Below are 23778 nucleotides of genomic sequence, written 5' to 3' on the forward strand. Positions count from 1 at the left end.
CTCTTTCCCCTGGACTAAAACTGTCGTACCCTGTCCCCTCAGGATGAATTAGGGAGAGCCCTTTGAGCGCTGTAGACCCTCAGTCGCGAGTCTTATCTGGTATGCGACCCACTGGCCGGCTTCACCTCGGCCACTATCACGGTGTTTTGAAAAACTGGCTGACACTGCAACACGAATATGACTGTTTTTTCTTTGTTGCAGACTGGCATGCACTCACTACTCATTATGAAGATCCACAGCACGTTCAACAGCATATGCTGGACATGGTCATTGACTGGCTGGCGGTAGGAGTCAACCCAGGCTCTTCCACAATTTTTATTCAGTCACGTGTACCGGAACACGCCGAGCTGCACCTACTGCTCTCCATGATGACCCCGCTCTCCTGGCTGGAGCGGGTACCGACCTATAAAGACCAGCAGGAGAAACTTAGGGAAAAAGATCTGTCCACCTATGGATTTCTGGGCTATCCACTGCTTCAAAGTGCGGACATTCTGGCTTATCGTGCAGGCAGTGTACCTGTCGGTGCGGACCAGGAAGCCCATGTTGAGATCACCCGTGAAATCGCCCGCCGGTTTAACCATCTTTATGGCCGAGAACCTGGTTTTGAAGTGAATGCCGAGCTGGCTATAAAGAAAATGGGTAGAAAACAGGGTGAAATCTACCGAAAACTGCGCAAAACTTATCTTGAAAAAGGTGATGATGAAGCACTTGAAACAGCCAAAGCATTGTTGAAAGAGCAGAACAACATTACCCTGGGGGACCGGGAGCGCCTCTTTGGTTACCTGGAAGGTACCGGTAAAGTTATCCTGCCCGAGCCCCAAGCCTTGATGACACCTCATGCCAAGATGCCGGGCCTTGACGGGCAGAAAATGTCCAAGTCCTACAACAATACCATCAGTCTCAGGGAGAGTACTGATGATGTGGATGCAAAAATCCGTAAGATGCCCACTGATCCCGCACGTATTCGCAGAAACGACCCGGGCGACCCACAGAAGTGTCCTGTATGGCAATTCCATAAACTTTATTCCGACCAGCAGCGCCAGGACTGGGTGCAGAATGGATGTACCACTGCTGGCATTGGCTGTCTGGATTGCAAAAAGCCTTTGATTGAAGCGGTACAGGCTGAGCTGGAGCCTATTCGAATTGAGGCGCTGGAGCTGGAAAATAACCACGACGTCGTAAAAAGTATTATTACCGAAGGCTGTGAAAAAGCCCGGGATGAAGCTCAGGACACCCTTAAAGAAGTCCGTGATGCCATGGGGCTTCACTATCGTTGATAGTGAAGATCTAAAAACATGGAACTTTTAAGGCTTAAATCAAACAAAGCTTGAAAGGTGCCTGACACCTGGATGTATCTGTTATTGAGTTATCAGATACATCCATTGCTTGCCCAAGACTTTGTTAGAGTGTTTTTATTAATGGATACCCCGCTTACAGCCCCCCCCACTACTTACGTTTCCCTTCATATTACTGTTCCTCAGAGACTTCATGAGGAAGTAGTCATAACCCAATCATACTTTATTGAATTGGCTACTTCATCTAATGGCAAGTATTTCATCAAGGATACCCATTACATTGTCAAGTCAGACCTGAGGCTGGAGAAACAAACAATAGTATCCATGCCTGGAAAACTGACAGTAAAAGGTCGGTTTGAGATACGGGACTGTCAAATTGAAGAAATAAGAAGTGAAATTGCAGTTGATGGCTCTTTTTTCATCAGCAACTGCAATCAGCTCAAAGGGATTTTCGGAAAAATTCACACTGGTAAAGCATTCAGTATACGCGGCCTGAAAGCAATTGAAGAAATCGCATGTGAACTTAAAATTACTGCACAGATGGATGCTTTAGGGTGCGAAAAACTGCGAAGCCTGGCTGGCAGTGATATTGAAGTAGGAACAATCCTTATCCTGAAGTTTTGTAAGGTGCTCGAAGAACTGCCTCAGAAAACTGTTATCGTTGGAGTGTGTGCAGACTTACGTGGCTGCAGTGCACTTGAGATCGAGAATAAAGGATATACTATTCGCCAAGGCACAGGAGATACATATCAACTGAGTGAAGTCCCCAAAGAACTTAAGCTTGTCCGCACTTAAACTATCAACTGGTTATTTTATATAGTCACCACTCCCCTTCCCTCTGCCCAAAGAGTTAATCGCAAAGCGATATAGCACAACTTGATGAAAGTAACTTTGAGCCTCTTTGTCTTTGTGGTTAATACAATCCTCCCCGCCCCACGGTAACTCCCCTCTAGACAGAGCCCCGCCCTTGCAGGCATGATGGAACTGATTAACAAATAAGCCGTCAAACCTCCGTACCCCTGTCAGGGCTGATACAGAGCCCGACGAGCAGCCAGCAAGAGGTGAACTGCCCATGACCACGACGGAAGCCGTGGCCGAACAACCAGAACAGGCTCCAGCCCCATCGGAAGCAGACACCGTAACCGATGCACTTGAAAAAGTAGAACGGTCGCTGGCACTGGTTAAGGGTCAACCATTCACCAAACTGCCTGATGATCTCTATATCCCTCCTGATGCTCTGGAAGTCTTCCTGGAAGCCTTTGAGGGTCCGTTGGACCTTCTGCTCTATCTGATCAAACGCAACAATATGGATATTCTGGATATCCAGGTCGCCCAGATCACCCATCAGTACATGGAGTACGTCAAACTGATGGAGAGTTCCCAGTTTGAACTGGCGGCAGAATACCTGGTGATGGCAGCCACTCTGGCGGAAATTAAATCCCGCATGTTGCTACCCAGAGTCAGTGAAAGTGAAGAGGAAGAAGAAGACCCTCGTGCTGAACTGGTTCGCCGCCTGCAGGAGTACGAACGCTTCAAAAAAGCAGCGGAGGATCTTGACGAACTGCCCAGAATGGGTCGGGATACCTGGCCATCAAAGGTTCAGGCACCCGATTATGAACGCGCACAGGTTCACCCGGATGTTGATCTGCAAGACATATTGGTTGCTCTCAGCGAAGTTATGCGCCGGGCGGATATGTTTGAGCACCACCATGTAGCTGAAGAGGCCCTCTCCGTTCGGGAGCGAATGAGTGAAGTACTTGCCATGCTCTCCCCCGAACGTTTTACACCGTTTGTGGCCCTCTACCGGGTCAGTGAAGGCCGACTGGGTGTGGTGGTGACATTTATGGCCATTATGGAACTGATCAAGGAATCCCTGATCGAACTGGTACAGAGCGAGCCTTTTGGCCCGATTCATGTGAAAGCACGGATTGAATAAATGAGCGAAAAGCCTGAACTCTCACTGATTCTGGAAGCGGCCATCATGGCCAGCAGCCGCCCCCTAAACATCGAACAACTGGCCGCCCTTTTTCCGGAAGAAGATCGTCCAGACGGTAATGAAATCCGCGAAGCACTGGTTGTGGTTTCTGAAGCCTGTGAAGGCAGGGCCTTTGAGCTGAAACAGGTAGCCTCAGGCTTCCGTTTCCAGGTGCGTCAGCAAATGGCGCCATGGATTGGCGGACTCTGGGACGAAAAACCCCAACGCTATACCCGCGCCCTTCTGGAAACCCTGGCTCTGATCGCCTATCGCCAGCCCATAACCCGTGGGGAGATTGAAGATATTCGTGGTGTCAGTGTCAGCAGTAACATTATCCGCACTCTGCAGGAACGTGAATGGGTTCGAGTCGTCGGCCACCGGGATGTGCCCGGAAGACCGGCCATGTTTGCTACCACACGGCAGTTCTTGGATTACTTCAACCTTCAGAACCTCAACGAATTACCACCGTTATCGGAAATTCGGGATCTTGAAGAAATCGCAAAATCACTGGAGATACCGCCGGAAATTGCCGAAGCACTGGCCCAGGCTGGTGGCACTCTGGAGCAGCCAGAGTTGGAAGATCAGGAGGTTATCAAAGAGCGTTCAGCCCAAGAGCTCTTTGATGAACTGGATGCCATGGAAGCCGAACTGCCCACTGGCTTTAATGACCTGATCAAAAAACAGAAAGTCCCTGCACTGGACCTGGAAGAAAACACAACCGGTTCAGAATCTGGTATAAGTGACGTAGCTGAACCATTATCAGGTGACCAGCTTACTGTTGAACAATTGTCTTCGGAAGAACCCTCTAACCCTTCCGAAGAACCCGATGAGTCCCTACATTGACTTTAACCACAAAGTAAGAGAGTTTCTAATTAGAAGCCTCTTCTTTTATGTCCACACTTTTTATATAAACCACCATGCGCCTTACCAAAAAAACAATAATGATCATTGGCGCATCTTCCGGTATTGGTCGTCAGGTCGCTCTGCAACTAAGCAAACAAGACAATAACCTTGTGATACTGGCTCGCCGGGAAAACCTGCTGACTTCCTTATCAGAAGACATTATTAATAATGGCAGCCAATGTTTACCCGTTGCCGCTGATGCTCTCTGTTCTCAACAGATGGAAGATGCCGTTGACTTGGCTACTGCTACATTTGGCATCGTTGATGCGGCACTCATCAATGTCGCTGATGGCCCTGCTTTTGATATGGCATCAACAACGGTTAATGAGGTTCTGCATAACATGGCGATCAACTACAACACGCTGGTTTGCAGCCTGTTGCCGTTGATAACTGCTATGAAAAAACAAAACTACGGACTGATTGCACATACCAATTCATTAGCTGGGTTTCTGGGACTTCCCCGTCAAGGACCCTACTCAGCAGCTAAGGCCGCAGGTCGTATGTTGATGGATACCTGCCGAATCGAACTGGCCCAGTGGGGTATTAAATTCCTGTCCCTCTACCCGGGATTCGTTGCCACAGAACGAGTTTCTGATGATGGTATTCCTGCGCCCTTTGAAATATCGGAATACTCGGCCGCCAAGCATATCATCCATGCTATGGAAAAAGAGAAACAGGACTATCTTTTTCCATTCTCCCTGAAATGGCTGATTCGTCTGGCAAGGGTGCTACCAAAACCGCTGATCGCATCGATAACGAAAAAGATAATGAACTGAAGCCTTTGACGCATGTGCCTTAAAGGCTCGTAGATTTATAGTCAGCACGACCGCCTTCGAGGGAAGACTCATCAACCACCTGCTACTGATAACTTTCCACCAAACTTCTTTCCGGAGCTGAAGCACCCGCTTCACGCATTTCACCGAATACAGGCCGTAAAAACCCATTCAACTCATCAAAAAAGTACGGAATACCTTTCTGACTATCGCCATCTAACAGGAAAGTAAAATCTGCTAGCTCTCTATTATTTACCCATGATAATGAAAGGGACAGTACAGGTTTATATATTCCGTCCTCCGCACGAGTGCAGAGGCAATAGCCTGACAGCTGTATGTCATGCTTACCCAGATAAGAATCAATTTTTTTCATTAATTCATTCAAAACAACCATCACACCTGAATTAGCAACACCATTGATATAACCATCGAACTGTACATTACATAAACTTCCGGTTTTTACATCAGGTACTCTAATCCCCCCAGGTTGAACTTCAAACTTACCAATTAATTTACTATTTTTTTCCAGCCATGACTGAATTCCACAAGCGGTTTTATTTAACTCCTGAAGATCATCTGACAAGTTAGAACCAATAGAGTTTCCGATCATCAGACCAAGTTCCTCTATTGCATTTTCATACTTTGCTTTACCTTCTTCACTATCTGCCTGCCCTGATAATGATTCAAGCTCCATCAGCTTTACCGTCAGATCTTCCAATAGTCTTTTCAGCTTATCTATACAGGGTTCCGCAGCATTTTCAGTGGATCCTACCGTAAGATCTTCTAAGCGTTGCGCCAACCGACTGGCACCTGCCTCTTCTGAACTTAAACTGGAACCAAAGTTAGATAACTCAGAAGAACCGCTGTCAGAATCCTCATGGTCTGAACCATCTTTACGACTTAAGGAAGAAGACTCGCAAGGATCACTCTCTGCCTGTGACTGAGTCATAAAAGTACCTTCTGGCATATGAGCATTGGGAACGCGACCACCTACAGGCTGGTAATTGGCATGATCTTCAGGAGTACTATTTCGAAATGTACCACCCGCAACATTAGCATCTACAGCTGCTGGATTATCACTGGACTCATAACCATTAAAGTGTGCCCCATTAACAGAGGCTGCTGCACCAGTTGCGCCATTCATGTTCAAACCTTTAGACGATAGATATTCGCTCCACATAGACATCATGCTTTCTAAATAGGTTCACTATTCATTAGAATATTACTCTGAGAGCACGGATTAAAAGAAATAGAAATGAAAAAAAACAAACGCGAAGTAACACTACGTTTTCTCGCTGAACCCAGTGACGTAAATTTTGGCGGGAAAGTGCACGGTGGCGCAGTCATGAAGTGGATTGATCTGGCGGCTTATGCCTGTGCCGCTGGCTGGAGTGGCAAATACTGTATTACTGCTTACGCAGGCGGCATTCGATTTGTGAACCCGATTCATGTCGGTCATCTGGTTGAAGTTACGGGAAAGGTGATTTTTACCGGTTCCTCATCCATGCACATAGCCATTGATGTTCAGGCCAGTGACCCTAAAAATCTCGATAATATTTTAACAACACACTGCATCGTGATTATGGTTGCTGTTGATGAAAATGGAAAACCAACCAAAGTTAAGGAGTGGGTACCCAAGACAAAAGAAGACATCAATTTGCGTGAGTCAGCAATCCGGCTGATGAATATGCGCCAGCAGATCAGCGAAGAGATGGAAGCTCATGTAAAGCTTATGAAGCGGACTGACTAGTTTTCCAACGCTACTGGAATCACGGTAATTACTTTCAGGGGTGCACCTCTGCTGGCAGAATCCGTGTTCATATCTAAGGGCTGGATAAACAGCTAAAAGACTGGTTTTCAGATTGACGCTAATTCAATTTAGACACTGTAATGGAGGCTATTTGGGCATTCCTACACTGTATATTTTTTCTGGCCTACCTGCTTCAGGAAAATCAACGTTAGCTCAATTACTCTCAAGACACCTGAGAGCAATGTACGTTCGCATTGATACTATTGAGCAAGGACTTAGAGACCTTTGCAGCCTTAAGGTTGAAGGTGAAGGCTATCGTCTGAGCTATCGAATAGTTCAAGACAACCTGAAACTAGGAATCAGCGTCGTATCAGACTCCTGTAATCCCATTAAATTAACACGGGATGAATGGCAGGAAACTGCAATCCAAACTACCGCCAACTTTATAAATATTGAGATTCACTGTTCTGACACAGTTGCGCACCAGCAACGAGCCAAGAGCCGCAGCTGTTCAGTCACTAACCTGAAGCTACCCGACTGGAATTCTATACAACACCGACAATATGCCCCTTGGGATCGAGAGGTAATCCGGATTGATACTGCCAACAAATCCATTGAGCAGTCTTTTTCAGAACTGATTGAAAAACTGGCCCTCTAAAACAGGCTGGTTGCTCTCCACTCAGGCAGACGCTCTGGTAAGCTGCCTGATATTAAATAACGCGTATAAAGCGCCGCCAATCAGGGACCCACAGAACCAGCCATAATGGTAAAACCACGCCAATGATCCGGTCATCATGGCGAACACACTTAAACTACCGGGAACCAGAAAAGCGGCCATACCTGCCATATTCACTTTTGGGTAAACCCCATCAGGTAGGTAAAGATCTTCAACACTGAGCACCTGTCGTCTTACGAAGAAATAATCCACAACCATAATTCCAGCAATGGGTCCCAGCAGGCTGGAGTAACTCAGGAGCCAGCCACTGTACATCGCCTCAATTGAAATATCCGAATCCAGCCACCCGACTTTCTTTAAGAGCTCAAACCCCATCAGCAACAGGCCAATAAAACCAGTCAGAATAACACCACGAGTGTGATTAATATGCCTGGGTGACAGGTTTTGAAAGTCATTGGTAGGGGAAACGATATTGGCTGCGGTATTGGTGGACAATGTAGCGATAATGATCAATACCATCGCCATTGCCTTCCACGTGGTGTTATCTATCATCCCAATAAGATGCACCGGATCAGAGATCGTATGACCAAACAGTGAGGGAGTCGCTGCAGTCATTACTACACCCAGAGCGGAAAAAAAGAACATGGTCAGGGGCAAACCTAGTACCTGTCCTTTAATCTGATCTTTCTGGGAACGGGCATAACGACTGAAATCAGGAATATTCAACGACAGCGTTGCCCAAAAACCAACCATCGCCGTAAGCCCACCAAAAAAATAGCTCCACAATGACGTATCCGCTGGACGATTTGCCGGCTCGTTCACCAGGGCAACAATATCCACCCTGGGGACAATCCACATCATTAGCCCTACTGATACCACCAGCAATAGCGGAGCAGAAAAAGCTTCCATTTTTTTTACAGAATCAGCTCCCCGGATCACCACCACTAGATTCAGAAGCATAAAAATAAAAAAGCCAATGACCTCACCGGTTTCTCCCAGGTTGGCCCAATCGCTGGAAAACGATGAAAACAGTAGATGAACAGCAATCCCACCAAATAGGGTCTGCACCCCAAACCAGCCACAGGCAACCGTAGCCCTGATCATACAGGGCAGATTTGAACCAATAGTGCCAAAACTGGAACGTAAAACCACCGGAAACGGAATACCGTATTTGGTTCCCGGAAATGCATTCAGACAAAGAGGAATCAACACAATGGTATTAGCAAGTAGAATGGTGATCAGTGCTTCAATAACGGAAAGGCCAAAAAAAGCAGTAAGAACACCGCCCAAGGTATAGGTTGGTACACATATGGCCATACCTACCCACAGGGCAGCGATATCACCCGATGTCCAGTTTCTCTCCTTTATCCGGGTTGGTGCGATGCTGTTATTAAATAACCTGCTGTCTTGCAGATGACTACCAATCTCCAGTTCATACAAACTGTCTTCTACTGCCTGTGATTGTTCAGCCATTATACAAGTTAACCCCGTCTAACCGCTTCTGGTTGAGTAAGTACGTTTCGTTTGGTCAGTGTTTCATAGACCGGTGGATACGCTGGTCGTCGGACAAAACGACCCCGCCCTTCAGGTGCCTGGAGCTCTCCATTATTCCAGACCAGCTCACCCTGGCTGATCGTTTTTATGGGCAGTCCCCGAACCTGCATTCCCTCATAGATATTGAAATCCACATTCTGATGGTGAGTAGTGGCAGAGATGGTTTTCGTAGCTTCCGGATCCCATACGACAATATCTGCATCAGCCCCTACTGAGACAGATCCTTTACGGGGATAGATATTGAAGATCTGTGCAGCATGGGTTGAAGTTACCGCCACAAAATCATTCACAGAAAGCTGCCCGCTGTTTACGCCCTTGTCCCAGATCACTGCCATCCGATCCTCCACACCGGCAGTGCCATTGGGTATTTTCGTAAAATCATCCCTACCCATGGCTTTTTGGTCCGCACAGAAACTGCAGTGATCGGTCGCCGTGGTCTGCAGAGTGCCACTTTTCAAAGCATTCCAGAGCACTTGCTGGTGCTCCTTCGACCGAAAAGGAGGACTCATTACATGAGCAGCTGCAAAAGACCAATCTTTACTCTGATAAACTGAGTCATCAATCAGCAAGTGGCCCGCCAGGACTTCACCAAAAACTTCCTGACCATGAGCCCGGGCATAAGCAATGGCATCCACCGCATCCTGTGTAGAAACATGAACAATGTAGATGGGGGAACCCAGGGCTCCCGCAATATGAATGGCACGGTTAGCGGCTTCGCCTTCAACCAGGGGGGGACGTGACAGGGGATGAGCTTCTGGGCCTGTAATCCCTTTTGCCAGTAGCTCCTGCTGCAAGTAAAAAACCAACTCACCATTTTCTGCGTGTACAGTGGGAATCGCCCCCAGTTCACGACACCGGTTGAAGCTCCCTACCAGAATATCGTCAGTGGCCATGATAGAGTTTTTATAGGCCATGAAATGTTTGAAGCTGTTTACACCTTCGTCGCTTACCAGAGTGCCCATATCATCATGGACGCTTTTATCCCACCAGGTGATGGCCACATGAAAAGCGTAATCCGCTACCGCCTTTTCGGCCCATTCCTGCCAGGTTGAAAAAGCTTCCATCAACGACTGTCGGGGGGCCGGAATGACAAAATCGATAATCATGGTGGTGCCACCAGCAAGGGCTGCCCGGGTGCCAGTGTAGAAGTCATCGCTCACCACTGTCCCCATAAAGGGCAACTGCATATGAGTGTGGGGGTCAATCCCTCCAGGCATCACCAGACACCCGTGGGCATCAACGGTTTCCGTCCCGAGCGGAACATCAGGATTCACTCCTACGCTATGGATAAACCCGCTGGCACAATAAACATCAGCCGTTTCACTTCGATCATGATGAACCACTGTGCCGCCCTTTATCAGAAGCCCCATCACACGTCTCCATCAGAAAAAGTGAAGTTAATATATAGTCAGCCTGATGCTTATTCGCTCTGTGTAAGCTTGCTATATAGATCAGGACGACGATCACGGAAGAACTGCCAACTGTCCCTTGCTTCCTGAGTCAGGGACAAGTCTAGATCATGCACCAGTAACTCATCATGCCCTTCGCTCGCTTGAACAGTAATCTGCCCCCAGGGGTTCACAAAGTAAGAAGAGCCATAGAATGTTCCGATATTCCAGGGGGCTTCGGTTCCCACCCGATTGATAGCAGCAATCCACACCCCATTGGCGGCAGCACTGGCTGGCTGCTCTAATTCCCAGAGATATTGAGACAAACCTGCCACGGTGGCAGAGGGATTAAAAATGATTTCAGCGCCGTTCAAAGCCAACGCTCGCCAGCCCTCAGGAAAGTGCCGGTCATAACAGATATATACACCGACTTTGGCATACCGGGTTTGGAAAACCGGCCAGTTGGAAGAGCCCGGCTTGAAGAAAAACTTTTCCCAGAAGCCGGCAACCTGAGGAATATGAGTCTTCCGGTACTTTCCCAGATAACTTCCGTCGGCATCAATAACGACAGCCGTATTGTAATAAACCCCTGCCATCGTCTGTTCATAGACAGGGGCTATGATCACCATCCGATACTTTTCTGCCAGTTCCTGTATTTTTCGGGTAGTGAAGCCTTCGGGGATTCTTTCTGCAGCCTGATACCAGCGCTTGTCCTGACTTGGACAAAAATACGGCAGAGTAAATACTTCCTGAAAACAAAGTATCTGAACACCCTGCTCCGCAGCCCGTTCTATAAGTGGAAGATGGGCCTCCAGCATTTTATCTCTGATCTGCTCAACAGGTTCACTGGTATCTGCTTTCAGGCTCAACTGGATAAGCCCGGTTCGAACTTCATTTTCTGCCAACTCTCGCTTATAAGGCAAAACGCTATCCACCGGTACAACACCTGGAAGCTATGTTTCGGGAACAAGGAAAGGCTCACCAAAGGTCGATGAGTCACGACCACTACAAGCCTCAATTAAAAAGCAGTAAAAGCCAGACCAAGCGTAATACCGTGTACAGCTATGTAACCGCGCAATAATTAATAGATCATCTGCTTTTACATGCAAGTAGTTACCCGAAATCATGAGTACTAAATATATAACTATTGATTCCTACTTATGCAGCCATACCTGCAGGATCCATCAGTTGTTTTGTCATGTTTATCTTTTTCTTTCTTTTCTGTTAACAACATGAATCATCTAAGGCAATATTGCATAACAGCTATGCGCTGTACTGTCTGGCCTTCATCACTTCACTAGATTGTCACCACTATGCTGTTTTGACTAAAAGGTAAATGACCAACATGTTGCCAGCACTGTTTTTGACACTTCTGACCATAAGTATTATTTACCTGACCCGGAAGGCGAAGGAGCTTTTCGCCTATATGGAAATACATCACCACACCCTTTGGGTTCGCATGGGTTCACCTAGCCGTTTACCCGGTATGGTCGCCGGCACAAAAGAACCCGCCTTTATTTTTCTGTTTGAAGGTGGATATCGAGATATATCCGATCGTCAATTAAGGGCTATGTGCAGAAGTATTAACCGATCATCAAAAGCCTTTGCAGCCTTACATAGCATTATATTTACAGTACTTATCACTGTCGCAGCTACGAATAATTAACCTGAAGCACATAGAATCGGGAATAGGGTACTGGTTTAACCAATACCTTTATTCACCGTAAATATAATTACTTCTTGGACACTCAGCCCTCAGCCACAACTACCAGACTGACACCTCCAGTCGTGTTCACCTGAAGGTTGTGACCTCGAACAAGATCTCCATCCTTTACTGTAACCGTTTCATCCCTGTCACTAACAAGACTTTCACCGGCAAAAACATACACCAATGCTTCCTTCGGTAGTTCAGTGGTATCACCGGCATTCAGATGAACAATATCGATTGTAGTGTGGCTGTCGAAGGTTTCACTCTCACCTTGACGACCACCATAAATACGCGTGGTTTTGCCTGATTCAGGGCTGTAGTATTTATAACCCGCAGGCTGCCCTGCCTGCTCCGGTAGAACCCAGAGTTGCAACATACGGTTATGGATGTCATCAGGGTTAACTTCGTTATGGCTGAACCCTTCACCACCAGCACGCTGAACCTGTACATCCCCCTCTTCGAGGCTTTTTCCGTGCTCCAGAGAGCCTTCATGAGCAACCCGCCCCTCTACCATCACTGAGATCACATCAATCTCACTGTGGGGGTGCATATGGGTCTCCCCTCTTGGATTGAACCGTGCATCTGCCAGGTAAACAAAATTACCTATCCCTTCAGAAGCTTCCGGTGATTTATGACCACCAAATACGCGGGAGTCAGTCACAATTCGATACTCACGCAGACCGGCAAATCCACCCAGTGTCAAGGATTCTCTTGAAAGCTGATACATGGCTATCTCCTGTTATTGATCATTATGATTACAGAATAGGCCTGCACCATTGTTTGATAAATACCAGAAAATGGATAACATTATTACAATTCTAACAACAATAACGTTCCTTATGATGCCTATTAGCAACACAGATATTAACGATATGCTGGCCTTTCTGACCGTGGTGGAAGCAGGCAGCTTTACCCTGGCCGCCGATCGAATCGGTATTCCCAAGGCCAATATCAGCCGTAAGGTTTCCAGGTTGGAAGAGCGATTGGGTGTACGTTTGCTGGAACGTACCACCCGAACCCAGCATTTGACTGAAGCCGGCAAACGTTACCTGACCCACTGCAAACGAATTCAGGAAGAGGTAGATCTTGCCGAAGCGGCTGTATCAGAGGTACTGAATAGCCACCGTGGCCGCCTGCGTATCGGTACATCGGTATCCATCGGTCAGCAGATACTCCAACCTGATCTACCCCGCTTTCTCCATCAATACCCCGAGCTGGAAATGCAGCTGAACCTGGTCAACCGTCGTGTGGATTTGATTGAAGAAGGTTTCGATATGCTGATCCGGGTGGGCAAGCTGAACGACTCCCGTCTGATTGCCAGACGCCTTGGCACAGCGCAGCGCAAACTGTTTGCCAGCCCGGAGTATTTTAATCACCGCTCCACCCCCCAAACCATTGATGAGCTGTGTGGTGAAACAGGCAAGGAGCCAGGTGCCTGCGATATACTGGTAATGGGTAGCGTCCATGGCGAACACTCTATAGAACTGGCCAATGGCAGGAAACGAAAACAACTGACCCTACAACCAAGGCTGTTGGCGGATGATTTTGCTATGATCAAACAGGGAGTTCTGGATGGTCTGGGGGTTGCCATATTCCCGGAATATATGTGTATACAGGAAGTCGCCGAAGGACGGTTAATTCCCGTGTTATCCAACTGGGGAATGGAGCCCGTGGATATCTTTGCCCTGTACCCACAACACAGGGTAAAAATCCCCAAGGTTAAGGCATTTCTGGAGTTTGTGGTTGAGCTATTTACTCAGCGGCTCTCAGTGTAAAAATACTACCTGACGTGATTTTCGTATAAATAGCCGTGTTTATCTGATATCTGAAAACTATGGAAGACCACTCTCACCAGGAGTCCAGATTGAAAAAATCGTAATTTTTGGCAATTCCGGCTCAGGAAAATCCACGCTGGCAAAGACATTGTGCAGGTCAGAGAGTCTGCAGCACCTTGACCTGGACTCTCTGGCCTGGAAAGCGGTATCACCACCCGAGAGAAAGTCGATAGCAGAATCCAGGCAGGAAATTGAGGCATTTGTCAGCCTGAATAAAAGCTGGGTAATAGAAGGCTGTTACTCTGATCTACTGGCACTCGTTATGCCCTTTTCAAGCGAAATTATTTTTTTAGATCTGCCAGTGGAAGCTTGCATTGCCAACGCCAGAAAGCGCACATGGGAACCGCATAAATACGAGTCAAAAGAGGCACAGGATGCAAACCTGAATATGCTGGTTGACTGGATCGCTCAGTACCCACACCGAAGCGACACATTCTCCAGATCTTCACATGAAGCATTATTTAATGGCTACAGCGGCAGGAAAAGAATTTTCAAGAAAAATAACCAGCAGGAATAATATGTAAAACTGAATGTTCTGGCTGCAGCATAAAACTGCTGCAGCTTAACCATTACTCAGTTTTTATTCATGAAATTTAATCGCCGATTCGATCAATTTGATAGTGTCGATCAACAATGTACGTACTATCCAAAATATCATTACGGTACTTAAATTGAGGCTTTCTGATTTTCTTCAATAAGTCTTACTGATTGCTTAAGAAATAAACGACATCTCATTTTAATCGTATTTTTTACATTCGAACATTACTTTCATGGTATTCACTAAAACAATTATTCTGTCAATATCTTATGCATTTACGCTGCGAAATACATTCCAGATTTTCACAGTGTGCAAAGGGGCATACTGATTATCCATTATCTGATTCAATGTTTGCGACTCATGCGTACTGATTTCCTTTCCACACTCACCAGAACATTTGGCGACCAGTGCCGGACGTGATTTTCCAGCGTGAATCATCACAAGTTCCTGATTGTGCGTCATCTTCCCACAACAGCTGCAGGGGCGTTCAATAGTTGATTCAAACATTAATTATTCCTGATTTTTTAGTAAGTTATTATCAAGCACCCAGGGACATTAATTTATATAACCGGGTATGGGTTTTAAATCCAGCGTCAGGGTAAAATCGTTATTTTTGATTTTCTACAGGACGATCATCTGGATCTTTGAAGCCAAATGCAAAAAAATGCAACTTCAAAGGTAATTTGAGAGAATTAATGACGAAGGTTTATCGTCGGAAAGCATCTAATTCTAGACTTTGGAGGAAGGTTACTCGCTATAGGCTACTGCCCACTGCTTTCTATTCTTTAAATCCCCATCACCATGGGTAGTTCTACTACTCTCTTGATTAACGAATACTACTCCCTTTTTACAGACAGAGATAGCCTTTTCACAAATTATTTCATACCTATACACAAAGAATTTGGAGTTGCTATGCAGCGGCCAGGGAGTGAAGTCTGAAAGCTTAGATATACCAAGTGACCGGGCCCAGGCTGGCGCACTAGTGAGCGAGCGCAGCCAACAAAGTAGCAAATTCAACGGCAACGGGTATATTCAAACCCTGAGATCAACCCGCTCATATCAAACACCACATTTTACTGCGGCTCAACCCGATTGTCTGCACCCTACCCTGCCGTTATACTGCCCATCCTCTTATTGAACACTGGGCGGTCACACCGCCAATATCACATGACTACTGAAGACACACTCCCTCCGCAGGGCGAAAAACTGCAAAAGATCCTGGCGGGTGCTGGCCTTGGCTCGCGCCGTGAGATGGAGCGCTGGATTTCCGAAGGCCGGGTTTTGGTCAATGGCGAAAAAGCAACCCTGGGCGATCGTGCCTCCCGTTTTGATACCGTCACCGTCGATGGTCGACCCGTAAAACTGGATGCCTATGCTGCCGGTATTCGTCGGGTTATCGCCTATAACAAGCCTGAAGGTGAAATCTGCACTCGTTCAGATAAAGAAGGCCGTCCAACCGTTTTTGATAAACTGCCGAAGCTGAAAGGCGAGCGCTGGATATCCATTGGTCGACTCGACCTGAATACTTCCGGCTTATTGATGTTTACCAATGATGGTGAGCTGGCCAGCCGTTTGATGCACCCCTCCAACACCGTTGAGCGGGAGTACGCTGTACGAGTCATGGGTGCTGTTACCCCCCAAAAAGTAAAGAACCTGTTTGAAGGCGTAGAACTGGAAGACGGTATGGCACGCTTTACTGATATCGTTGATTCGGGTGGTACCGGCATCAACCACTGGTTCCATGTCTGTATTCTGGAAGGGCGCAACCGGGAAGTTCGTCGTCTGTGGGAATCTCAGGATCTGAAAGTCAGCCGGTTGAAGCGGGTTCGCTTTGGCAGCATGATCATTCCTGACCACCTTCGCCAAGGGCAGTTTCAGGAGCTGGACAAGCAGGATATCGATGCTCTTGCTGCACTGGTTGACCTGCCTCCCGCCCCCTCCTTCCACAAAAAGCCTCAGGATCGACTGAAAAAGAACGAAGTACAGGCCAAGAAAGTGAAAGGCAGCGCCCGACGCTTCAGCCCTCATCCGAAAAAACGTACCCGATAACTGCCGATTAAGCCGGATAAGTCTACACTTGTTCGGCTTATTGGACGGATCCGCCTAGACAATAATACTGTATTTATATACAGTAACTAGAACCTAATACAGGAGGAAGCCCATGTCCATTACACCCATGTGGCGAGTTGACCGGGATGGAAGCATGTTTACTGATAAAAAAGCCGCAGAAGAACACGATCGCATGCTCGAGCTGGCCGACGGTATCACTGGCATGCTGGAAGCTAATTTCAAGATCGATGAGCAGCTGGCAGAAGAGATTGGCCTGCTGATGTCCAGAAACAAGGACATTCTAGCCAAAGCCTTTAAAGGCAAGCCAGAAGTACTTCAGGAAATTCAGTCAGGCAGTGAACCAGCTGCTGACAATACCGTGGATATTCGTGAAGCAGTTGCTTGACCTGGCTTTTAACCATGGTATTTGAAGGCATAAAGGCACGATGCTTTTTTAATTCAAGTCTGTCCTATCCCTTAGTGCCTTCTTTCTCTACGATTTCAAATCCTCTTATTTACTCTTGGAGGCTCTCACCTCCTGAAGCCTCTCTGCCCCAACCTCTGTACGCCTATACTTCAATATAAAGTCACTGGGCACTCAGAACCAAGAAGATGAAACATAATAAAAAAGAAAATGTTACTGACCTTTGCTCCCCCCCTTACTTTTCTTCAAATTGTCGTTTTCAACGCCGCCTGACTACCTTGACTCTGCTGCTTGCAAGCATCACTGCTAACACTGCGGTTGCCGATCTCTTTTACTGTGAACCCAGTTCAAATCCTCAATCACTTCACCCCTATGATGACATGATCACCCTCTCAAACATTTCGGGAGGCAAGGTCATGACCCTGGGTGAGTTCACAGAGAATATGGAGCAATTATCCAGCTCAACGCCAAACATTGACAAAACCAGACTGACTGATAGTCAATGGTATTTTTCAGGACCCGTTCAACCACAGCGTAACGGGTCATCAGGTTCTTTCCATTTTTCCATTGACCCGTCTGTTGACGCCATAAGAATCAGTCAGAAACGAACCTCACCTGAAGGCTTAACCATCCACCCTCCCGGTACAGTGGAAACCATGACTCAGGAGACACTGCAGACACAATGCATTTTCCTGCAACAACCGGCTGTAGCGGGAGAGTGGTCACTGAGTACACTTGACGACACCATTATTCACATCCAGTCACCTCTGGAAATTGCCAGCTTTGAAGAAGTAGTACCGGTTCCCGGTCGACATGGCTGGGGGTTTCTATCTTCACACTTCACGAAAGATGACTCCCTGAGACAGGTATCCTTTTACCAGCTTTCCATCTTTGATGGGCCTTATTCGAGCGCTTCTCGAGCCGTCAGCATTCATAGCGTATCGCTTTACAGTGATCACCAGCTGCTCCAAAGAATCCCTGTCTCTCCCTGTTCAATGGAGCGGTGGCATCTTTTTTCAGTTCAGGGAACCTTAGCACTCCCTATTGATCAAGATACCGGGTGCTATATGCCCCTTAGTGAGAACGAGCCACTTCTGGAAGAAGCATTCATTCACCTGAACAAAAAACATTCACACCCTCTTCGCTATGTAGTTATTGAGGGATACCTCAAAAGTGGAGAACCTTTTCGCCGTATGGAATTACTCCCTGAGAACCAGTGAGACTCCCTCTACCTTATTGAGAAACCAGTTTGGTCAGCTCTGTCAGGGCTGAGTGGATATCAGTAACCAGTTGTCGTTCATCAATACCCGCTACTTCGCCATGTTCAACCCGAAGTTTGCCATTCACAAACAAATAATCCACCTGGGCAGGCTCACCACACATCAATGGAGCCCATAATGGAGAGTGAACAGAGACCATTCTTGGGTTATCGACATTATAAAGAGCAATATCTGCAGCCTTACCGACCGCAATCTCTCCAACTCCATCTAGCCCCAGTATTTTCGCTCCACCCTGGGAACCCCACTGTAGAACCCAGTCAAGATGAGTGGCTTCTGCCCCATGCTGTGTTCGATGCAACAACCAGGAGAGATTCAGCTCCTGAAGCATGGAAGCCGATTCTGCCGAAGCCGAGCCATCGACGCCAATACTGACAGGAACCCCCGCCTCTACCATTTCAATCACGGGGGCAATACCACTGCCCAACCGACAGTTCGACGTTGGACAGTGACCAATGCCTGTTCCGGTTTCAGCCAGCGTCTGAATAGCATGGGTATCCGTCTTCACCAGATGCGCAAACCAGACATCGGATCCCAGCCAATCACAGGACTCGGCATAATCAATGGCACTCATGCCGTACTTTGCAAGCGCCTGTTCATCGTCGTATGACACTTCCAGTAAGTGCGAGTGCATTTTCAGCTGATGACTTCTAGCATAATCAGCCATCACTCTCAGGTGATCCGGCTCACTGCCATGCACCAGACTGGTTGGCGCAACCACCAAGCGTTTCATGGCTATGGGAGACGGATCATGATGACGGGTTCTTGTGCCTTCCAGAAGCGAAAGGTATTGATCCAGCGATTCAGACTCAACGGCAGATTTCTCCATCCCCCTATGAGAGCCATGCGTCGTTGTTCCACCACGGCAGAGCACAAAACGAATACCCACCTCTTCCGCTGCCTGCCAAACTGCTGCTTCCACTTCAGGGCTGGTGTTTTTGTGATAAAGGTAGTGATGATCGGCACAGGTTGTGGTGCCGGAACGGAGCAGTTCATAGAAACCCAGACGGGCCGCCTGATACATCAGCTCTGGAGTAACCTTTGGCCAGAAGCGGTAAGGTACAGAAACCAGCCAGTCACCAAGCCCCTGGTTAAGCCCTTCCGGAACTCCCTTTAGAATAGACTGGGCAAGATGGTGGTGAGTATTCACCAAACCTGGATAGACGACGCAGTGCGAGGCATCAATGACCTGCTCCTGGTGCCCCGGCAACGGTAAGAGCCCTTGCCCCAGTTCAGTAATAAAGCCTTCTGAAATTCGAATGTCCGTTGACTCTGGTGAACCCGGTGCATAAACCGCCCTGGCATTTTTTATTAGAAAACTCATACACAACTCCAAAATATTCTGGATTTATCAAAGCAATCTTCAAGCCAGAGAGCACTCAAAAATACTTCATTGGCACTCAGGCGGGGAAAAGCCATTGCCACCCTGCGCTACTCCTTTCCCTTGGGAACGGCGACTGAAATAGAAATACCTCTAATAGCAAATGCCAAGTGATGGAGCAGCTGAAGCCCCCGCCGCACCATTCTGGCGCACGGATACATAACAAAAATTTATTAATTCCAGATTTTCTCCATGATCCCCCTTTCATTTGCGGTATTCCTTGATCTGGCACACCACTTGCTCAGGAGTCATTGCAAGTTTTTGCATTGAGTAGAAGCTGTCAAGGCGTCGCCTGGGTCATTGCTCAACGCACAACCACACTCAGTGATGGTCACGCGCCCGTCTATACGATGGCGTGGTACTGACAGTTCAGCCAGTGTGGCAGGCGTTGATACCCGGAGTTCTTACCTGCCCCATCATTGAGCCCCTATTTAACCCAGTGGCAGGACATACAATGACAACACCTCGATGGATACGAAAACTCTGCTCTTCACTGGCCTTTGCCATTACCTCCACACAGGCCATTGCCGCAGACCAGGTCACTTTTCAGCTGGACTGGCTGCCAGGCGGCGATAAGGCGCCTGTTTACGTTGGCATTCATGAAGGTTTTTTTGCCGAGCAGGATATTGAAGTAAAAATCTCTTCGGGACGAGGGTCTACTGATGCCATCAGTAAACTGGCTACCGGCACCGCCGATATCGGCCAGGCCGACCTGGTTGCCCTGATGATGGCCAAGGCCAATGACCAGGTTCCAGTAACCGCCGTTCACTCTGTTTTCAGTGAGGCGCCCCACGCCTTCTTTATACTTAAAGGCTCTGGCATCGACAGTGCCAAAGATGTCGCTGGTAAAACCATAGCCACCTCCCCATTTACTTCATCCAATATCTTTCTTCCCCTGCTTTTGGATTTGAACAATGTTGAAGAAGAGAGCATCAATCTGGTGAAAGCCAACCCAGGCGCCCTGAACCCGATGCTGATGACTGGAAGCACAGATGTGGTGATTTCCTGGCTGACCGACACTGAGCGCTATCGCCAGCAGGCCAGAGATGCCGGAAAGGATCTTGAAGTACTCCCCTGGTACGACGCAGGCCTTGAGTTTTACTCAACGGCACTGGTCGCCTCCGACCAATTCCTTGCAGAACGCCCTGATGTTGCCAGACGCTTTATCAAGGCTTTTGCCAAAGCGATTGACTATACCTGGAAAAACCCGGAAGCCAGTGGTGTGGCCATTAACAAACAGGTACCCGAGGTAGATGCACAGGTTGCCGCTGACACCATCAAGGCCATCAAGGGGCTGGTATATAACGAAGCCAGTGCTTCCCATGGGCTTGGCAAATTTGATCCAGAGCGGCTGGCAACCACCTGGAGCTGGACTGCCAGGGCGCAACAGTTGGATATTGCCAGCTTTAACCCCGCATCTGCCGTAACCCCGGACAGCCTTAACGGAGAGTAAACCATGCGACACTGTGTAGAGTTTTCCGGCATTTCTCACAGCTATGAGAAAGACAATGGCGAAAAAGTACTGGCGCTCAATAATGTCAATTTTACCATTGAGCAGCATGAGTTTGTTGCTGTCGTCGGCCCCTCCGGCTGTGGCAAGTCGACTCTGCTCAGATTGCTATCGGGATTGATAACCCCCAGCCAGGGGACAGTGCGGATTTATGACCAGCAGGTTGATGGTCCGAGAGAGGATGTGGGCATCGTATTTCAAAAACCGGTGCTCCTTCCCTGGCTGAACGTAATGGATAACGTGCTGTTCCCAGTAAAACACAAGTACGGCCGCATTACTCAAAGTCATCGAGAACAGGCCATGGCCCTTCTGACCATGGCGGGTCTGGAAGCGTTTGCTCACCATCGCCCCGATGAGCTGTCAGGTGGTATGCAACAGCGGGTAGGTATTACCCGCGCTCTGTTGCTTGATCCGGATATTCTGATCATGGATGAACCTTTCTCCGCACTGGATGCACTAACCCGTGAGCAAATGGGGTTTGATCTTTTGGGCCTCTGGCGGGAAAAACCCAAGACCGTTCTGTTCATCACCCATTCGATTTCCGAAGCGGTATTGCTGGCCGACCGGGTACTGGTCATGAGTGAGAGGCCCGGTACGCTGGTCGATAATATTACGATCGAGCTGCCCAGACCCCGTTCTCTGGATACTTTACAGCATCCTGAATTTGGCTATTACACGCGAGTACTGCGCGATTACATTTATCAGACTGACAGGGTGGCCGCATGACAATGAAAACCTTTCTGTCCCATAAAGTGCTGCCCATACTCGCGCTGGTCAGCCTGATTCCTCTGTGGGAGCTGATCTGCCGACTGTTAGAGATCCCGGTGTTTGTTCTGCCTGCACCCAGTGATATTGCCGAAGCTTTTTTCCAGGTTGAAAGCCAGCGCTGGGTTGGACATCTATGGGCTACGGTCAGTATTGCTCTTCAGGGATTTTTGCTGTCGATTGCCATCAGTATTCCCATGGCCATGCTGATGGTACGCTCCCGATTTCTGGCTCGAACTCTTTACCCATTGCTGGTCATCATTCAGTCGACACCTGTCGTCGCCATTGCACCACTGCTTATTGTTATTCTGGGCACCGGTGAAGCACCAAGACTGGTCATTACCTGTCTGATTACTTTTTTCCCACTGGTGGTTTCTGCAACCACCGGCATGCTGGCAACGCCCCCGGAAATGATTGAACTGTCCCGTTCGCTGAAAGCGCCGGTGCATAAGGAGATCTGGCAAATTCGCCTGCCCTACGCAACCCCGTATATTTTCAGCGGTCTGAAAGTGGCCATTACCCTGTCGATTATTGGCGCTGTTGTCGCAGAGTTTGTCGCTGCTGAGCAGGGGCTGGGGTACTTCGTTCAATTCTCAACATCGTACTTTAAAATTCCACAGGCTTTTGCCGCCCTGTTCTTTCTCGCTGCGGTCAGCCTGATCCTGTTCAAGCTGATCCAGTGGATTCAGAAGATCGGCTTTGCCTGGAGCCTGACCAAAACAGAGCTGTAACCCTTTATTTTTTCAACTCTGGAGTAGAAGCGGCAGATTTCCTTCCAGAAATCAGGCATTGCTCCAATAACGGCAATTCTGCCCAACTATTGGAGAAAGACAATGCAAACCACCAGTCAGCAAAACTATTCACTGACAGAATTGAATCTGGAAAAAAACCTGGGCAGCCGGGGCACCGAGAACGATCAGAGATCCATCCCAATCATTGACCTCAGTCGATTTAATGAGAGAAAACCGGAAATAACCGAACAACTCTGGTATGCCGCCGTGGAAGTGGGTTTCTTTCAAATAAAAAATCATTCCATTGCGCTGACTGATATCAATAAGGCTTTTCAGTACTCTGAGCAGTTTTTCAGTCTGCCTATGGCGGAAAAAGAGCAGTACCCACTGAAAGATGGCCTGAATGCTGGCTGGGAGTTTCAGGCTCAGGTTCGCCCATCCACCGGAACAGCTGACCGTAAGGAGTCCTATCAGATTACCCGCCCTCATATGTCAGGGCTCTGGCCAGAGAGTCATGAAAATTCAACGACCATTGACGGGTTTCAAGATTTCTTATTGACCTTTGAGCAGCAATGCTGGCAACTGGGTATGAATATACTTTCCTGTTTTGCCGACAAGCTTGGCTTTCCTTCTGATTTTTTCCACAAAGCACATACCTGGCAGGCAGAAGACTATCAATCCACCTTGCGCCTGCTGCACTACCTCCCCATGGAAGGCAAAGCGACACCCGGTATCTGGCGTGCAGGCGCTCACACCGACTTTGACTGTTTAACCATGGTTTTCCAAAAATCCGGTCAGGGGGGACTGCAGGTTTGCCCGGGTAAAGACAGTAAAAACAAGCTCGAATGGACCAATGTGGTCCCGATGGACGGCATCATCACCTGTAATATTGGCGATATGCTGATGCGCTGGAGTGATGATCAGCTGAAATCCACCCTGCACCGGGTCAGAATGCCCAGACCTGATGAAAACCAGGGTTCACGCTATTCCATGGCTTTTTTCTGCCAGGCCAATCGTAATGAGGTGATCCAGGGACCCAGGAAGAAGTATGAGGCCATTACTGCAGCCGATTATCTGCAGCAGCGAATCAAGGCAAACTTTTAGCGTGGCTCATGCGGGCAAGAGGCGAAGCTTCTTGCCTGATTATCCGGTCCTTTACCTTTTCAAATTGAAAAGATTACCTTCCCGATCAAATCCACCGGTTAGCCAATCCTGCAATAGTCGATATAATCGCTTACTCTAAAGA

At 48.0% G+C, this 23778-nt stretch carries 24 protein-coding genes; 17 read left to right on the plus strand and 7 right to left on the minus strand.

The features are described from left to right. The first annotated feature begins 101 nt into the window (after positions 1 to 101). From GV64_RS16305 to GV64_RS16330, 5 genes are all read left to right on the plus strand, one after another. The gene (locus tag GV64_RS16305) at positions 102 to 1277 is read left to right on the plus strand and encodes a tryptophan--tRNA ligase (protein ID WP_026258455.1); all 1176 of its coding nucleotides are present in this window, start codon (positions 102 to 104) and stop codon (positions 1275 to 1277) included. 84 nt (positions 1278 to 1361) lie between these two features. Next, positions 1362 to 2090: a hypothetical protein gene (locus GV64_RS16310; protein WP_152554094.1), complete on the plus strand. Its 729-nt coding sequence runs from the start codon at positions 1362 to 1364 to the stop codon at positions 2088 to 2090. 277 nt (positions 2091 to 2367) lie between these two features. Beyond that, positions 2368 to 3231, plus strand: coding sequence for a segregation and condensation protein A (locus GV64_RS16320; protein ID WP_020583872.1), 864 nt, complete (start codon positions 2368 to 2370; stop codon positions 3229 to 3231). Continuing rightward, the gene (scpB, locus tag GV64_RS16325) at positions 3232 to 4113 is read left to right on the plus strand and encodes an SMC-Scp complex subunit ScpB (RefSeq protein ID WP_020583871.1); all 882 of its coding nucleotides are present in this window, start codon (positions 3232 to 3234) and stop codon (positions 4111 to 4113) included. Positions 4114 to 4211: 98 nt separating this feature from the next. Then, on the plus strand, positions 4212 to 4949 hold the full coding sequence (locus GV64_RS16330) for an SDR family NAD(P)-dependent oxidoreductase (RefSeq protein WP_020583870.1): 738 nt from the start codon (positions 4212 to 4214) through the stop codon (positions 4947 to 4949). Between the two features lie 82 nt (positions 4950 to 5031). On the opposite strand, the gene GV64_RS16335 is transcribed toward GV64_RS16330, so the two are convergent. Then, complete coding sequence (locus GV64_RS16335) at positions 5032 to 6090, minus strand: hypothetical protein (protein ID WP_020583869.1); 1059 nt, start codon at positions 6088 to 6090, stop codon at positions 5032 to 5034. Positions 6091 to 6201: 111 nt separating this feature from the next. Between GV64_RS16335 and GV64_RS16340 the strand changes: the two genes are divergently transcribed. Both GV64_RS16340 and GV64_RS16345 read left to right on the plus strand, forming a co-directional pair. Further along, positions 6202 to 6696, plus strand: coding sequence for an acyl-CoA thioesterase (locus GV64_RS16340; RefSeq protein ID WP_020583868.1), 495 nt, complete (start codon positions 6202 to 6204; stop codon positions 6694 to 6696). 151 nt (positions 6697 to 6847) lie between these two features. Further along, positions 6848 to 7354 carry an AAA family ATPase gene (locus GV64_RS16345; protein ID WP_026258453.1) on the plus strand — a complete coding sequence of 169 codons (507 nt, stop codon included), beginning with the start codon at positions 6848 to 6850 and terminating at the stop codon, positions 7352 to 7354. A 21-nt stretch (positions 7355 to 7375) separates the two neighbouring features. On the opposite strand, the gene GV64_RS16350 is transcribed toward GV64_RS16345, so the two are convergent. From GV64_RS16350 to GV64_RS16360, 3 genes are read right to left on the minus strand one after another with little or no spacing between them, the layout of a single operon-like run. Then, positions 7376 to 8845 (minus strand): NCS1 family nucleobase:cation symporter-1, encoded by a 1470-nt coding sequence (locus GV64_RS16350; protein WP_020583866.1) that lies wholly within the window; start codon positions 8843 to 8845, stop codon positions 7376 to 7378. A gap of 8 nt (positions 8846 to 8853) precedes the next feature. After that, positions 8854 to 10296: a dihydropyrimidinase gene (gene hydA, locus GV64_RS16355; protein ID WP_020583865.1), complete on the minus strand. Its 1443-nt coding sequence runs from the start codon at positions 10294 to 10296 to the stop codon at positions 8854 to 8856. 50 nt (positions 10297 to 10346) lie between these two features. Then, positions 10347 to 11249: a nitrilase-related carbon-nitrogen hydrolase gene (locus GV64_RS16360; RefSeq protein WP_020583864.1), complete on the minus strand. Its 903-nt coding sequence runs from the start codon at positions 11247 to 11249 to the stop codon at positions 10347 to 10349. A 410-nt stretch (positions 11250 to 11659) separates the two neighbouring features. Here GV64_RS16360 and GV64_RS16365 point away from each other — a divergent pair, with 410 nt between their 5' ends. Next, positions 11660 to 11980, plus strand: a complete 321-nt coding sequence (locus GV64_RS16365; RefSeq protein ID WP_020583863.1) for a hypothetical protein — start codon at positions 11660 to 11662, stop codon at positions 11978 to 11980. 82 nt (positions 11981 to 12062) lie between these two features. Here the strand turns inward: GV64_RS16365 and GV64_RS16370 are convergent, their stop codons facing one another. Next, positions 12063 to 12749, minus strand: a complete 687-nt coding sequence (locus tag GV64_RS16370; protein WP_020583862.1) for a pirin family protein — start codon at positions 12747 to 12749, stop codon at positions 12063 to 12065. A 112-nt stretch (positions 12750 to 12861) separates the two neighbouring features. Between GV64_RS16370 and GV64_RS16375 the strand changes: the two genes are divergently transcribed. Next, a complete protein-coding gene (locus tag GV64_RS16375) occupies positions 12862 to 13797 on the plus strand; it encodes a LysR family transcriptional regulator (RefSeq protein ID WP_201772496.1) in 936 nt (311 codons plus the stop codon). Positions 13798 to 13900: 103 nt separating this feature from the next. Beyond that, positions 13901 to 14374: a P-loop NTPase family protein gene (locus GV64_RS16380; protein WP_269078694.1), complete on the plus strand. Its 474-nt coding sequence runs from the start codon at positions 13901 to 13903 to the stop codon at positions 14372 to 14374. 288 nt (positions 14375 to 14662) lie between these two features. Here GV64_RS16380 and GV64_RS16385 read toward each other — a convergent pair whose 3' ends face one another. Further along, complete coding sequence (locus GV64_RS16385; protein WP_020583859.1) at positions 14663 to 14902, minus strand: hypothetical protein; 240 nt, start codon at positions 14900 to 14902, stop codon at positions 14663 to 14665. 660 nt (positions 14903 to 15562) lie between these two features. Here GV64_RS16385 and rluB point away from each other — a divergent pair. From rluB to GV64_RS16400, 3 genes are all read left to right on the plus strand, one after another. After that, positions 15563 to 16444, plus strand: coding sequence for a 23S rRNA pseudouridine(2605) synthase RluB (gene rluB, locus GV64_RS16390; RefSeq protein WP_020583858.1), 882 nt, complete (start codon positions 15563 to 15565; stop codon positions 16442 to 16444). Positions 16445 to 16556: 112 nt separating this feature from the next. Next, positions 16557 to 16850, plus strand: coding sequence for a YebG family protein (locus GV64_RS16395; RefSeq protein WP_020583857.1), 294 nt, complete (start codon positions 16557 to 16559; stop codon positions 16848 to 16850). Between the two features lie 206 nt (positions 16851 to 17056). After that, entirely contained in the window at positions 17057 to 18088 is a 1032-nt protein-coding gene (locus GV64_RS16400; protein ID WP_020583856.1) for a hypothetical protein, read from the plus strand. Positions 18089 to 18101: 13 nt separating this feature from the next. On the opposite strand, the gene GV64_RS16405 is transcribed toward GV64_RS16400, so the two are convergent. Continuing rightward, positions 18102 to 19469, minus strand: a complete 1368-nt coding sequence (locus GV64_RS16405) for an amidohydrolase family protein (protein ID WP_020583855.1) — start codon at positions 19467 to 19469, stop codon at positions 18102 to 18104. Between the two features lie 511 nt (positions 19470 to 19980). Here GV64_RS16405 and GV64_RS16410 point away from each other — a divergent pair. From GV64_RS16410 to GV64_RS16425, 4 genes are all read left to right on the plus strand, one after another. After that, the gene (locus GV64_RS16410; protein ID WP_020583854.1) at positions 19981 to 20979 is read left to right on the plus strand and encodes an ABC transporter substrate-binding protein; all 999 of its coding nucleotides are present in this window, start codon (positions 19981 to 19983) and stop codon (positions 20977 to 20979) included. A 3-nt stretch (positions 20980 to 20982) separates the two neighbouring features. Continuing rightward, positions 20983 to 21762, plus strand: a complete 780-nt coding sequence (locus GV64_RS16415) for an ABC transporter ATP-binding protein (RefSeq protein WP_020583853.1) — start codon at positions 20983 to 20985, stop codon at positions 21760 to 21762. Next, positions 21759 to 22532 (plus strand): ABC transporter permease, encoded by a 774-nt coding sequence (locus tag GV64_RS16420; protein WP_020583852.1) that lies wholly within the window; start codon positions 21759 to 21761, stop codon positions 22530 to 22532. Before GV64_RS16415 ends, GV64_RS16420 begins: the two co-directional genes overlap by 4 nt. Before the next feature lie 102 nt (positions 22533 to 22634). Further along, the gene (locus GV64_RS16425) at positions 22635 to 23636 is read left to right on the plus strand and encodes an isopenicillin N synthase family dioxygenase (protein ID WP_020583851.1); all 1002 of its coding nucleotides are present in this window, start codon (positions 22635 to 22637) and stop codon (positions 23634 to 23636) included. The last annotated feature ends 142 nt before the right edge of the window (positions 23637 to 23778 follow it).

Source organism: Endozoicomonas elysicola (assembly GCF_000710775.1).
GTDB classification, from domain to species: domain Bacteria; phylum Pseudomonadota; class Gammaproteobacteria; order Pseudomonadales; family Endozoicomonadaceae; genus Endozoicomonas; species Endozoicomonas elysicola.